Origin of the sequence: Nocardia iowensis (assembly GCF_019222765.1) — a bacterium.
Taxonomy (GTDB): Bacteria; Actinomycetota; Actinomycetes; order Mycobacteriales; family Mycobacteriaceae; genus Nocardia; species Nocardia iowensis.
The window spans coordinates 4,722,725-4,735,334 of the sequence record NZ_CP078145.1; the positions used below are offsets into that span (position 1 = coordinate 4,722,725).

Here is a 12,610-nt window from a genome sequence, read left to right on the forward strand (position 1 = left end):
TTCGAGGGCCCTCAGGCGTGCCGGGCGTCCCGGCCACCGTCCTCCTCGGCGGGACGGGCGGACTCGGCGGCTCGGCGCGCTCGGTGGCCGCGGGCGATCTCGGTGGCGAGGGCGTCGAGCGGCTGGGCGAATTGTGCCAGCGGATCGGCCAGGCCGGTGAGCCAGGACTGGGCCGCCGCTATGCCGGTGGGGTCGAGGGCATAGAGCCGACGGGTGCCTTCCGCGCGGACGCTCACCAGTCCGGCGGCACGAAGCACCTTGAGATGCTGGGAGACGCCGGGCTGAGAAATCCGCGTGTGCCCTTGCACGGCGACGACGACGGCGCCCGCGGGCTGTTCGCCGGTCGCCACCAACTCGAGGATGTAGCGACGGACCGGGTCGCCGAGTGCCTCGAAGATCTTCGCCGGGGAGTGGACCATCAGGACTGCGGGCCGTCCTCGGGTTCGGTGGTGTAGAAAACCACCGTCTGCTCCGCGGCCGCGTGCGCGGTGGCAGGGTCCTCGCCGTCACCGACCGCCGCGTCCGCCCAGCCGACGGCCGCGGCCCGGATGAACTCCTTGCCTTCGGCAGTGGTGTGGATGGTCAGCGCCGCAGCCCGATCCATCGCCGCTCCGCTCGACAGGTACAGGCCCAGACCCATCAGCGCGAGGTCCCAGCCGACGCCGACCGCACCGGGACCGAATTGCGACCACAGGTCCGGGTCGACCGGCGCCTCGTGTACCAGTTCCAGCAGGGTGCCCTCGTCGACGGGGCTCAGCGTGACCTCCAGCCACGACACCTGCGGGCCCATCTCCCAGGTGACGGCGAACCGTCGCGGCTCCTCGCACTGCTCGACGACGCCGTTGGCGTTGCCCTCGATCTGATAGTGACCGCCGAGCTTCAGCTCGCCGCTGACCGGCAGGAACCAGCGCGGCAGTCGCTCGGCATTGGTCAGCGCGTCCCAGAGGTCGGCCCCGTCGGTGGCGTAGGCGCGCCGGGCGACAGCGATCTTGGTCGGTGTGCCGTCCCGGGAGCCGGTACGGACTTCGCGGGCGACGAGCCCGGCGATGGCGGCGGGGTCGGTCAGCAGGGGCATAACGTCTCCTTAGATAAGTTGCCGCTTATATTAGCTCCTGCACTGCTCCTCCGCTATGGGTTCGTCCGCACTACGAACGCAGCGGCGCGTGCCGCAGGCTTTCCCCCGTCCGCCACAGCAAGCCGAGTACGCGTTGCTCCGGCGGATGGCCGCAACCGAGCAGTCGGTTGCAGTGCATGTGCACGAAGCTGCGCGCCAATTCCAGCCGCGACCGGCCCAGTTCACCGCGATCGGCGAGAGCGTCGAGACGGGAGGCGCTCGCCCGCACGTGGATTCGGCGGCGCGCGAGCACCGCGGCGATCGCGTCCCCACCGGGTTGATCGGACAACCACCCGGGATCGCCGAGCATCGACCGGAGGATCGGCTGCTGACTGCGGTACTCCTCGGAGGTGGCGCGTCGATCTAGCACCCCGCGCCGGAAGAGCTCGTCCCGCTCCGCCTCGTCCAAGCCGAGCGCGGCGACCAGATCGGCCACCGTGTACACGCCGAGCAATGTGCGATCCAGCTCGATCGCGTGCTGATCGATCAGCGCCAGCAGGTCGAGCACGGCGACGCTGTCGGCGGCGAACAAGTCTTCGGCCACCGCCATGCCCGCCGCGCCGCCGTAACGCTCCACCTCCTGGTCATAGGTGTCCAGGCCCACCCGGCGGCAGAACCCGTTGGCCACCAACGCGTTTCCCCACCGCAGCAGCGTGGGCGCCAGCTTGTCCGCGAGCTGGTCGGCAGCGCCGTGCCAGCGAATTCGAAGGTGCGGATCGGGATCGGCATACCGCATGAAGAACCAGCTGTCCGCCGATCCGTCCGCGACGACCTGCGCGCAGAACGTGCGGATCTGCTCGGCGAGCAAATCCTCCTCGAAGGTCGGCACGTGGTAGAGCTTCGCGAACAACCAATCGCTGCCCGGTGGACGCAGACGTTCGACACCCGACGACCGGGCGGCGCGGCCCGACGCCCGCACCGGCTCGGTCGGTGCTTCGACGGCATCGAGCACCACCGGCACCACGATTTCACTGACGTAGTGCCCATCCGGCCCGCACAGCCACGCCTGATCCGGCGCGGGCAATGCTTCGTCCAGGTACAACCGGCCACCGGGGGTGCGGCGGGCTTCGGCGCGGAGCTGTTCGACCTGGTCGGGGGCGTCGAGATCGAGCAGCAGGCGGTGGTCGGCCATCGTCAGGTACACATACCGCGGCGGCTGCCACCGGCCCCGCCATGCGGCGAAGGTTTCCGCGAAGGACGCGGCCAGGTCGTCGGCATTCACCCGCCAGCGGGCCGGTGCCAAAATGATCCGGCCTACCTGAACCCTTGGCAGGAAAGGGAATCCGGCCACCGGACCCCAGTCGAAGGTGGCGGGTACCGCCCGCCCGCTGCGGTTGATCTCGTCCAGAAAACGCACGACCGCCGGTGCCGCCTGCGAATTGAGCATGTGCCCCGCGCAGGCAACGACCTCATGCCCGGTCCGCGGCCACCGCACCACGAACCGATCATCCCGCAGGCCGACAACCAATTCGGCCAACGGAACCACGCGGTCGGACCGCCCACCGGGCGTCGTGTCGAAGGCGAGCTCCCACTCCCGTACCAGCGGCCGGATCGTCACGTTCGCCAGTCGGCCGGGTCTCGGCAGATAACTGACCTCGGCCCACAGCCTTCCGGGTCGGCAAGCGGCCTCGGCCGCCGCGGCGGTCCGCAGCGCCGCATCGGCCGCTGGCCCGATCAGGTCGGCGAAGCGGCCGAGCACGCGTCCGGCCGCCGAAGCACCCATATTGGGACCGACCGCAACTCGGAAGTCCCCGGCATCGACCGCCGCGGCCGACTCGGCGACCACGAACAGTGAAATATCCATGGAGGTAGTAGCTTTCGCCGCGTCGAGCGGTTGCAACTCCAATTCGGCAATAGTGGCCGCATCGAGCTCGACCACCTGCCTGCCATCCTTGATCGCGTTGAGCGCCAGCTCGGTAAGTGTGCGCTGGCGCAGCTGCCGTCGGCTGTCGTCCGGCGTGGTGTTGTCGAACTGACCTGGGGCGCCGAGCCCGATCTCCGGGTCGAGCAGTTCCAGCAGCGCTACCTCCCGTTCGGCTCCGTAGCGGTCGAGGAAGGCGGTGCGGTAGCTGTCCAGATGGGTCAGGCCGGTCGGCCACGAGGTCAGCCGCAGTGTGAGTTCGGCGGCGCGGGCCGCTTCGGTCGCTACGGCACGGTTGATCGTTCGTCCGGCCAGCGGTGTGCCCATATCCGTCTGGAACGGGCCTTTGGGCGTCGGCACCGAATGCACCGACTGTGCTCGGTCCACCAGCTTCGGATATCGGGCCGCGGCCTGGTCATTGTCGAGCCGGTCCCAGGTCGCTAGTTCGTCGAGCAGTTCGTCGAGCGCCGCCGCGTCGTCGGAGGCCGCTGGGATCTCGGCGAGCCTGCGCGCCACATAGCGGGCCGGTTCGGCGGCGGTGAGTGGCGGCCGCAAGTCGGTCAGCAACAGGGTTTGTTCCCACAGCTGGTCCAGCAGCCGCTCCACCTTTTCGGTTGTCGCCCCGAACACACCGGTCAGCTCGGCGACCAAATCGCTGTAGGGCAACGGGGTTCGCGCGCACTCCAGTGCCCGCCGCACCGCCGCGGTGGCTCGTAGCGACATCGGCCGACCGCGTTCAGCATCGTCGCCAATGGGTGTGCGCTCACTCAGGAACACCCGGTCGGCCTGGACGAACGCCGCTGGATTCGTGAACAGGCGCAGCCGCGAACGCACGTCCGCGCGCTGCTCCATGGTGTGCACGAAGTCGAGCAGCCAGCCCATGTCCGGCCTGGTGCGCACGATCCCGGGCGCGTCGGCGATGGCCAGGTCCGTCTCGTCACCCCAGCCCGCGAGTCCGACACCGGCGAACAGGCCGAACGGTGTCGGCCTACTCGACATCCTGATCAGGTACCGCTGGAGTTTGCCCGCCAGCCGCCTACGGGCGCGAGCATCGGCGACCGGCCGCTCCAAGGCGCGCAGCAGGTCGCCGCCGCCCACCGCGAGCGCCCGCTGCATCCTCGGGTCGGCAGGCACCAGCGTGCCCGGCGCGGTCTCGGTCGGCCAGTCCGGTGTCGCGGCGCCACCGAGCGCCAGATACTCCTCGATCGGCAGTAGCGGCGCGCGGACCAGCAGCCAGTCCAGCGGGCGATACAGCTTCGATCCGGTCATCGCCATCTCATCTCCTCAGGCCAGCAACAACATTCGGTCCCAGGCCGGCGGCACATCCGTACCCGCGGCGAGCAGGGCGAGGGCAGGCCCGGCGGCGCCGTCGAGCAGGCCGGGGCGGTCTTGCGGATCCTCGCCGCAAAAGCGGAAGCCGAACGGGTATCCCGGGTCGTAGAGGTCAAGCAGCAGGTCGGTCAGGGCAACGGTGGCCCGGGCAAATCTCGCGTCGCCGGTGTCCTGGGTGAAGCGGGCGGTGATCTGCAAGAGCCCGGCGATGCCGTGGCACAGTCCAGGTGAGGTGTCGGGGTCCGGCACCGAGGCGAGGCGCAGCCACGCGGCGGCCATCGCGTCCACCGCGAGCGCCCGCAGCTCAGCGTCAGCTATTGCCTTGCCCGCCAACCACAACGCCCGGGCGACTCCCGGACCGCCGTAGCACCAGGCGTTGCGCGCAGCCGGCGCGCCGACCGCCGTCCCGCGAGGTAACGCGACCCCTTTCGGCCAATTCGGCCCGTACTCGTCATCGACCCGTTGTGCCGCCAGCCAATGCGCGACGGTGGTGATCGATGCACGTTGTCCGGCAACGGAAACGCCGTCGAGTTCGGCGAGCGCCAGCAGTGCGAGCGGGCCCGGCACACCATGTGCGAGACCGCAGTTGAGCACACCGCCGGGAAACGATTCGGCCATCGGGGTTCCCGGAGCGATGCGCGATGGCGGGGTGTACCAGTTGGGTACACCGGCATCCCAGCGGCATACGGCCACCAAAGCGGTCAGCACGGCCCGCAGGGCCTGCTTCGCTTCCGCGATCTCCCGGCGCCGCAACAGGTATGCGCCGATCCCGGCGAGGCCGGAAATGATGTCGAAGGCTTCGAACGGCAGTCCGCGCGGCGCGTGTGTCACCGCGTCCGCGCGGGCGATGGCGTTGCGGATGACGAGGCGGTCCACATCCGCGAGCAGGTGCCGATAGCGGGCGCCGTCGCGGGACAAGGTCGCGGTCGCGAACGCTACCCCGGCAAGCCCGTCGAACAGGCCGGGAAAGCCGAACCCGGCCTGCGCGATATCGCCGACCGCCGCGCCGAGACACCGGTGGGCAGCCGATTCCCAGTCGTGCCCGGTGAACTGGCCGAGTAACAGCGCGCAGCCAACGGCCCCGGACGCACCGTCGCGCAAACGGGTCGGCCGGTGCGTCGCGGGCGGCAGACTGTCCGGCGTGGCGAGGCGAGCGGCCACCTCCCGCGCCACCGCGACGGCACGCGCCGCGGTCGCGGTCGGCACCACACTCCCCCAGGTCATTCGGTCTCTTCTCAGGCCAGCAGCAACGTGCGGTCCCACTCGGGTGGGGCGTCGGTGGCAGCGGCGAGCAGGGCGAGAGCAACCCCGGCCGCACCGTCGAGCAGACCGGGATCGTCTGTGGCTGTGCCGTTTTCGGTGAGTGCGGGGTAGCCGAACCGGCGGTGCGGCTGGAACATCGCCAACAGCTGGCTGGTCAGGGTGGCGGCAGCGGCAGCGAACACCGCCTCGCCGGTGTCATGCGCGAACCGCAGCGTGATCTGCAGCAGCCCGGCCACCCCGTGGCACAGCCCGGGCGAGGCATCGATGCGCCGAACATCCGCAGGACGACGGAACACCGCGGTCATGCTGTCCACCGCGAGCGCGCCCAATTCCGGGTCCGCCAACGCAGTCCCGGCCAGCCACAGCGCTCGGGCAACCCCAGGACTGCCGTAGCACCATGCGTTGTGGGTCGGACCGTAGGCACGCGGCGGGGCTCCGGTCGCGTCCGGCATGGGGATTCCGGTGGGCCAGTTCGGCCCCCATTCGTCGTCGCTTCGATGGGCGGCCAACCAGCGTGCCGCCCGCTCGATCGCCGCTCGCTGGCCTGGCACGGAGATGCCCGACATCTCGGCCAGCGCCAGCACCGCCAGCGGGCCCGGGACCCCATGCGCGAGGCCGCAATTGAGCACGCCGGTGGGATAGGAACGCGACATCGGCGTGTTCGGAATCATCACGGAGGCCGGTGTGTGCCAGTTGGGCAGTCCCTCGCTTTCACCACAGAGGCCCACCAGCCCGGTGAGCACGTGGCGCAACGCGGCCTCGGCTTGCGGTTCGTCTTTGCGGCACAACAGGTATGCGCCGATGCCCGCCAACCCGGAGATGGCGTCGAACGCGGCGAACGGCAGACCGGCCGGGGCTCGGGCGACCGTGCGGCCGAGTGCGGCCGCCGATGTCGCGATGGCGCCGTCCAAGCCGGTCAGGAGACGTTGATATCGGGTGCCGTCCCTGGACAGGGCGTGGGCCGCGAACGCCATTTCACACAGCCCGCCGAACAAGCCGAGCACTCCGCGCTCGGTCTGCTCGACGGTCCGTGCGGCGGCGGTCAGGTGGCTGTGCGAGCGCCGTGCCCAATCCTGTTCCGGCAGCGAGCAATCCAGCTGACCGAACAACACGGCACGCCCCGCGTTGTGCGGTGGAACCGCCAATTCGGCGGCGCACAGCCGTTCGCCCACTTCCGTGGACATGGCGATGGCCGAGGCCGCCAGGTCCGCGGGCAGCACGCTCCGCCACGCTCGCCCGGCGGCGTGGGATTCCATCTGGATCTCCCTCCGGGCCGATCAGCAGTACTTGGTGCAGCGTGGCGGGTGCTCGGTGTCGCAGGCAGAACCACAGGTCGCGCAGTGCGAGTCGGCACATGTTTCGAAATCGGATGTCCGTGCGGCCATGGCCGGGTCGAGCATCCGGACGGCGTCGCCGATTCGAATATCGAGATCGAAATCATCAACTGGTGCGGACATATTCATCCTTCTTTCAGCAAGTCCGTTCGGTGGTCTTGCACATCGGGTAACTACTACATTCATCGGTGGGGCAGACGGCTTCGTTGGTCCGCATCACCAGCGGAGTGAGCTGGTCATTCGGATTCGGTGCCGGTACGTCACCCAGGCGAATATCGAGATCGAATTCGTCTACCGGAGCGGACATTTTGTTCCTTCCCCGGCGGCCCGATTGCCGCCGCGTGGATTGCACGCCTCCCACCGTGCGGCACGCTGGCCCCTCGGCGATAGAGGAGGTGACCGGGAATATCCGGGACGTTTTCCCGAAAGTTCCCGGCCGCAGTCCCTGCCGATCGGGCGGGCCGCCGAGCGAGCCTGGTGTGGTGCCATTACCGCGAACGACCCTGGAGGACAAGGTGAAAGCCACACCGACCGTATGACGAAAACCCAATTCGCCGATGCGCCCCTCGTCGGCGTGGACGAAATGACCACACCCAAGTGGATGACGGTGGATCAGCAGGTCGCCAACGCCGGACTGTGGCGAACCTTGCTGGCACTGCCCGCGGGTGCGCGTGTGGTAGTCGGCTTGGCCTGGCACGCCTCTCGACGATTGACCATCCTCACCGCTGTCCTCGCCGTCGCGGGTGGTTGCGCGACCGCGTTCGGCCTGCTGGCCACCGCCGACGCGCTGACCATGCTGCTCGCGCAAGGCCCGACACCACAGCGTGTGGTGTCCGCGTTGCCCGCGGTGGGGCTGGTCGTGGCGGCACTCGCCGCACGCGCCTTGATCGAAAGTGCCACCGCCACCGCGCAAGCCGTGCTGAAGCCCCGGGTCGAGCAGATAGCGCGGGACAAGGCGCACACCGCGATCGCGCGGGTCGACCTGATCGCCTTCGAGGACAGCGAATACGCGGACCTGATCCGGCAGGGCCTGCAACGCGGCATGGGCAGCATCGCCCGCTCGGTCGACGCGATCACCAGCGTGTCCGGCGCGCTCATCCATGTCGGGGCCGCGGTGAGCACGGCGGCGGTGCTGCACCCCTTGCTCGCGCCGTTGGTGCTGTTGGCCGTCGTCCCCGATATGTGGGCTTCGGCGCGGGCGGCGAAGCTGTCCTACCAGTCTTACGTCCGGATGGTGAGCCGCCACCTGCGCACGGCCATCGCGAGCGAACTGTTGTCGGACCGGGACACCGCGGCCGAGCTACGGGCCGGTACCGCGGGCCCGGCCTTGCTCGCCGAGTATCGGCGGATCAGCGAGCAGATCACCGAGGAAACCAGCCGGGTCGAATTGGCAAGGGCGCGGGTGCGTTTGGTGGGACGGACAATCGCGGGTGCCGGCATGGGGGTGGCCTTCGGCGTGCTGGGCCTGTTGCTCTACCTCGGCGCGCTGCCGCTGGCCATGGCGGGCACCGCGATCGTGGCGATGCGGATGGCCGCCGCCGCACTGTCGCAGACCATGGTCGGCGTCAACAGCCTCTACGAGAACATTCTGTACCTCGAGTTCTACACCAACCTGCTCACCCAAACCGAACAACGTACCCGCCCGCCATCAGCGACCCGCGCGCCCACCGATCCACGCGAGATCACCCTGCGCTCAGTATCTTTCACCTATCCCGATCAGGACGAACCTGCCGTGCGCGAGGTGAACCTGACCATTCGCCGCGGCCAGGTCGTCGCGTTGGTCGGCGAGAACGGCTCGGGCAAGAGCACCGTCGCCAAGCTGATCACCGGCCTGTATCTGCCGACAGCAGGGCAGGTGCGCTGGGATGGCGTCGACCTGTCCACGGTCGATGAGCAGTCGATCTACCGGCACATCGCGATGGTCATGCAGGATCCGGCCCGCTGGCCGATGACGGCCCGGGACAATATCCGCATCGGCCGGATCGAGCGCGTCGATCCGAACGACCTCGTGTTCGCGGCCGCGGCGCGGGAGTCCGGTGCGGACACGGTCATCGACGAGCTGCCCTACCGCGAGCGCACGGTCCTCTCTCGCCGATTCACCAAGGGCAGGGACCTCTCCGGCGGGCAGTGGCAGCGGATCAGCGTGGCACGCGGGCTCTACCGGGACGCGCCCATCCTGGTGGCCGACGAACCCACCGCGGCCATGGACGCCAGGGCCGAGCACGCGGTCTTCCAATCGCTGCAACACCTCAGCCGCGGCAACGGCCGAAGCGCGGGCAATCGCACCACGATCCTGATCACCCACCGGCTGGCCAACATTCGACATGCCGACAAGATCATCGTGATGGACCGCGGTCGCGTCATCGAAGAAGGCACCCATGCCGAACTCATGATGCTGGCCGGAACCTACGCCCACATGTTCGGCCTGCAAGCCGCCGCCTACCAGCTCGAGCCGAGCAACTGAGCCGCAGACGTCCATTCCAGCCGACTGGACCGTCGGTCGGCGATACATTGAATAGGTCCCAGCCGAGCGCTGTGCGGCTCGGCGAGTTCGGAAAAGTGTTTCCGGATGTCCGGAGCACGGACGAAGGGGCTCTGTCATGCAGCGTGACGAGACGATCCGGATTGCCGGGCGTCGGGCCAGGTCTTTCCTCGAACATGTTGTGGCAGTGTGCATTGCGCTGGTATTGCTGCTCGCCACGGGATGCACCGCGGGTTCCGACGACACGTCCTTCCACTTCGAGGTGACGGAAGGACTGAACCTCAACCACCTCACCCGCGACGGCGAGAGTGCGGCCCATCTGCTGCTGCGGTCCGGCCGAAACCTGCGCATCGTGGTGGCGTTCCCCGCCGGAAACAGCGGTGCCGGGCTCTGGTTCGAGCCACTGGCGACCTCGGCCGACTGGGTGCTCGACACCCCACCCGAGGCGCAGACCAGCAAGGATCCGCGCGGACGGCCGCTGCACGGAATCCGCTTCGAAGCCTCGATCGCGGCTCCGGAGGTGGCACTGAAGCGCGCCGTGCTGTCCAATGTCCGCGTCCTGCGCGACTACGACCAGTTCGGCTTCGTACCCACCGAGATCCCGGTCGCCCCAACGACTTCGGACAATACCGTGACGTGGGCCAGGGACCGGCTGGACGGCGCGCCCGGTTACCGCCTGAGTCTCGATGTCCTCGACGGCACGGTGGCAGCCGGGCGAACGATCACCGCGGGCGCCGACGGCCGGATCAAGCTCCGCGTCACCGCCGCGACCGGCGATACCCCGCTGACACCGCTGTCCGGGAGCGCCCTGCTGAACGGCCGCGAGCGACAGCTCGACAGCGCGAAGAACACGCTCACCTTCCTCAGCTACCGCGAGAAGTTCCTCGCCGGGTCGTGGCGGTTCAATACCTATTTCGGCCGCGACACGCTGATCTCGATGATGCTGCTGAAGCCGGTGCTGGCGCCCGACGCGCTCGAGGCGGGCATCCGCGCCGTCCTCGCCCGACTCGGTCCCGAAGGGCAGGTCGCCCATGAGGAGGCCCTGTCGGAATTCGCGATCCTCACCCACCAGCGAAAAAGCGGCACCCTCAGTGACACACCGATTCTCGACTACAGCATGATCGACGGGAACTACCTGCTGGCACCGGTTGTCGCCGCCTACCTGCTCGACGATCCGGCGGGAGCCGAGCGCGCGTCCGCCTATCTGAACTCCGACGCAGCGCCGCTCGACAAGACCACCGCGTCGATCGGCCAGGCATTGGTCCGCAATCTGCGGCTCGTCCTGTCGACCACCGAGGCGTTCGCGCGCGATCCACGCTACGGAAACTTGATCGCGTTGCAGGAGGGGCGCGATGCCGGGCAATGGCGGGACAGTGGCATCGGGCTCGGCGGCGGCCGGTATCCCTATGACGTCAATGCCATCCTGGCCCCGGCCGCCCTGGAGGCGACCGCTCGGTTGCTCGACAATGGTGTGCTCGATCCTTTTCTGAACTCCGACGACCGCATGGAACTGTCCTTTGCCGCCGCGGCGGCGAAAACGTGGCGCGCCGAAGCGCCACGCCTGTTCGCGGTGACCATCGACGGCGGGCAAGCCAAGGACGCCATCAGTGCCTACGCCGAAAAGCTCGGCGTACCAGCACAAGACGCGCTCGCGGCGGTCGACCAGGGACCGGTCACCTTTCCCGCTGTTTCGCTGGACGCCGCCGGCACGCCGATACCGATCGCGCATTCCGACGACACCTTCGACCTGTTGTTCGGTTCTCCCCCGCCCGAGGTGCTGGACACGCAGGTGAGCACGCTGTTCCGCCCGTTCCCCTTCGGACTCATGACCGGAGCCGGGCTGGTGGTCGCCAATCCCGTCTTCGCCGACCCCGGCCTCCAGGACCAGTTCACCAACCGCGACTATCACGGCACGGTGGTGTGGTCCTGGATGCAGGCCGCGCTGGCGAGCGGTCTCGCGCGCCAACTAGACCGCACCGATCTGCCCCAACCCGTGCGCGACCGCCTCCGCACCGCACAACGCACCCTGTGGCAGGCGATCACCGCCGCCGAGCCGATGTCGAACTCGGAGCTGTGGAGTTGGCGTTTCGCGGACGGCCGCTACCAGGTCGCGCCCTATGGCGCCAACGAGGGGGACGTGACGGAATCCAATGCGGCACAACTGTGGAGCAGTGTGTACCTGGCCATCACGCCGCCGTAGCTAGCCGACGGCAGGCTCGGGCGAAGCTGCGGCCATGGCCGCGCCGGTGAGCTCGACGGAGCGCACGCGATCCTCGATCTCGGTGGCGTGGTGGGCGAGGATCAGCTCGTCGGCGTGGCTGGAGGCGGCGAACTCATCCAGGTAGTCGCGCACTTCGGTGGGTGTCCCGGTGGCGGTGTACCGGGTCATCGAGGCGAGCTGGCGACCGTTGGGCGAGGCGAGGAACGCGTCGATCTCGGCGTCGGTGAAGTCGGCGCCCGCCGCACCCCGCTTGATCATCAGCCGGGCCCGGGCACGGTAGGCGATCGTCTGCTGCGCTGCCGCGTCCTCGGCGTTCTCGGCGGCGAAGACATTGACTCCCGCCATCACATACGGCTCGGCCAGTTGCTCCGAGGGCCGGAAGGTTTCCCGGTATACGGCGACCGCTTGGTGCAGCGCCTCGGGGGCGAAGTGCGACGCGAAGGCGTACGGCAGGCCGAGCTGCGCGGCAAGCTGCGCGCCGAACAGCGACGAACCCAGAATGTAGAGCGGCACAATCTCTTCCGCCCGCGGCACCGCCTGCACGCCCGGCACCCGCGAGTGCCCCGACAGATACCCCTGCAGTTCCAGCACATCCTGCGGGAAGGAATCCGCCGACGCGGGGTTACGGCGCAGCGCCAGCATCGTCTTCTGGTCGCTGCCCGGCGCCCGGCCGAGGCCGAGGTCGATCCGGCCGGGGAACAGCGTCGCCAAGGTGCCGAACTGTTCCGCGATCACCAGCGGCGAGTGGTTGGGCAGCATGATGCCGCCGGCGCCGAGCCGAATGGTGTCGGTCTGCGCTGCGACGTGACCGATGAGCACGCTGGTGGCACTCGATGCGATCGAGCGCATGTTGTGGTGCTCGGCGTACCAGACGCGGCGGTAACCGCTGCGTTCGGCGGCCCTGGCCAGTGCCACACTGTTGCGGAAACTGTCGCGCGCGGTCTGGCCGGGCGCGATCGTCGCCAGGTCGAGGATGGACAGAGCAGTCGGCATAAGAGTGCCT

The 12,610-nt window shown here is 68.9% G+C and carries 10 protein-coding genes; 2 read left to right on the forward strand and 8 right to left on the reverse strand.

Translation table 11 applies throughout. The features are described from left to right. Window positions 1–11 precede the first annotated feature (11 nt). From KV110_RS21870 to KV110_RS21900, 7 genes are all read right to left on the reverse strand, one after another. Window positions 12–419, reverse strand: a complete 408-nt coding sequence (locus KV110_RS21870) for an ArsR/SmtB family transcription factor (RefSeq protein WP_218469138.1) — start codon at window positions 417–419, stop codon at window positions 12–14. Then, window positions 419–1,075: an SRPBCC family protein gene (locus tag KV110_RS21875; RefSeq protein ID WP_218469139.1), complete on the reverse strand. Its 657-nt coding sequence runs from the start codon at window positions 1,073–1,075 to the stop codon at window positions 419–421. Before KV110_RS21875 ends, KV110_RS21870 begins: the two co-directional genes overlap by 1 nt. Before the next feature lie 70 nt (window positions 1,076–1,145). Further along, window positions 1,146–4,250, reverse strand: coding sequence for a lantibiotic dehydratase (locus KV110_RS21880; RefSeq protein WP_218469140.1), 3,105 nt, complete (start codon window positions 4,248–4,250; stop codon window positions 1,146–1,148). Between the two features lie 9 nt (window positions 4,251–4,259). Continuing rightward, window positions 4,260–5,531, reverse strand: coding sequence for a lanthionine synthetase C family protein (locus KV110_RS21885; protein ID WP_218469141.1), 1,272 nt, complete (start codon window positions 5,529–5,531; stop codon window positions 4,260–4,262). 11 nt (window positions 5,532–5,542) lie between these two features. Next, window positions 5,543–6,826: a lanthionine synthetase C family protein gene (locus KV110_RS21890; RefSeq protein ID WP_218469142.1), complete on the reverse strand. Its 1,284-nt coding sequence runs from the start codon at window positions 6,824–6,826 to the stop codon at window positions 5,543–5,545. A gap of 21 nt (window positions 6,827–6,847) precedes the next feature. Then, window positions 6,848–7,027 carry a hypothetical protein gene (locus KV110_RS21895; protein WP_218469143.1) on the reverse strand — a complete coding sequence of 60 codons (180 nt, stop codon included), beginning with the start codon at window positions 7,025–7,027 and terminating at the stop codon, window positions 6,848–6,850. Between the two features lie 13 nt (window positions 7,028–7,040). After that, window positions 7,041–7,211, reverse strand: coding sequence for a hypothetical protein (locus tag KV110_RS21900; protein WP_218469144.1), 171 nt, complete (start codon window positions 7,209–7,211; stop codon window positions 7,041–7,043). Window positions 7,212–7,439: 228 nt separating this feature from the next. Between KV110_RS21900 and KV110_RS21905 the strand changes: the two genes are divergently transcribed. Together KV110_RS21905 and KV110_RS21910 are read left to right on the forward strand one after the other, a co-directional pair. After that, window positions 7,440–9,368, forward strand: a complete 1,929-nt coding sequence (locus KV110_RS21905; protein WP_218469145.1) for an ABC transporter ATP-binding protein — start codon at window positions 7,440–7,442, stop codon at window positions 9,366–9,368. 136 nt (window positions 9,369–9,504) lie between these two features. Beyond that, window positions 9,505–11,586 (forward strand): hypothetical protein, encoded by a 2,082-nt coding sequence (locus tag KV110_RS21910; protein WP_246633906.1) that lies wholly within the window; start codon window positions 9,505–9,507, stop codon window positions 11,584–11,586. Here KV110_RS21910 and KV110_RS21915 read toward each other — a convergent pair whose 3' ends face one another. Then, window positions 11,587–12,600 (reverse strand): LLM class flavin-dependent oxidoreductase, encoded by a 1,014-nt coding sequence (locus KV110_RS21915; RefSeq protein ID WP_218469146.1) that lies wholly within the window; start codon window positions 12,598–12,600, stop codon window positions 11,587–11,589. Window positions 12,601–12,610: the final 10 nt, after the last annotated feature.

Excerpts from the sequence above, each read along its gene's own strand:
- KV110_RS21870 (WP_218469138.1), bottom strand. The coding sequence starts at position 419 with ATGGTCCACTCCCCGGCGAAGATCTTCGAGGCACTCGGCGACCCGGTC.
- KV110_RS21875 (WP_218469139.1), bottom strand. The coding sequence starts at position 1,075 with ATGCCCCTGCTGACCGACCCCGCCGCCATCGCCGGGCTCGTCGCCCGC.
- KV110_RS21880 (WP_218469140.1), bottom strand. The coding sequence starts at position 4,250 with ATGGCGATGACCGGATCGAAGCTGTATCGCCCGCTGGACTGGCTGCTG.
- KV110_RS21885 (WP_218469141.1), bottom strand. The coding sequence starts at position 5,531 with ATGACCTGGGGGAGTGTGGTGCCGACCGCGACCGCGGCGCGTGCCGTC.
- KV110_RS21890 (WP_218469142.1), bottom strand. The coding sequence starts at position 6,826 with ATGGAATCCCACGCCGCCGGGCGAGCGTGGCGGAGCGTGCTGCCCGCG.
- KV110_RS21895 (WP_218469143.1), bottom strand. The coding sequence starts at position 7,027 with ATGTCCGCACCAGTTGATGATTTCGATCTCGATATTCGAATCGGCGAC.
- KV110_RS21900 (WP_218469144.1), bottom strand. The coding sequence starts at position 7,211 with ATGTCCGCTCCGGTAGACGAATTCGATCTCGATATTCGCCTGGGTGAC.
- KV110_RS21905 (WP_218469145.1), top strand. The coding sequence starts at position 7,440 with ATGACGAAAACCCAATTCGCCGATGCGCCCCTCGTCGGCGTGGACGAA.
- KV110_RS21910 (WP_246633906.1), top strand. The coding sequence starts at position 9,505 with ATGCAGCGTGACGAGACGATCCGGATTGCCGGGCGTCGGGCCAGGTCT.
- KV110_RS21915 (WP_218469146.1), bottom strand. The coding sequence starts at position 12,600 with ATGCCGACTGCTCTGTCCATCCTCGACCTGGCGACGATCGCGCCCGGC.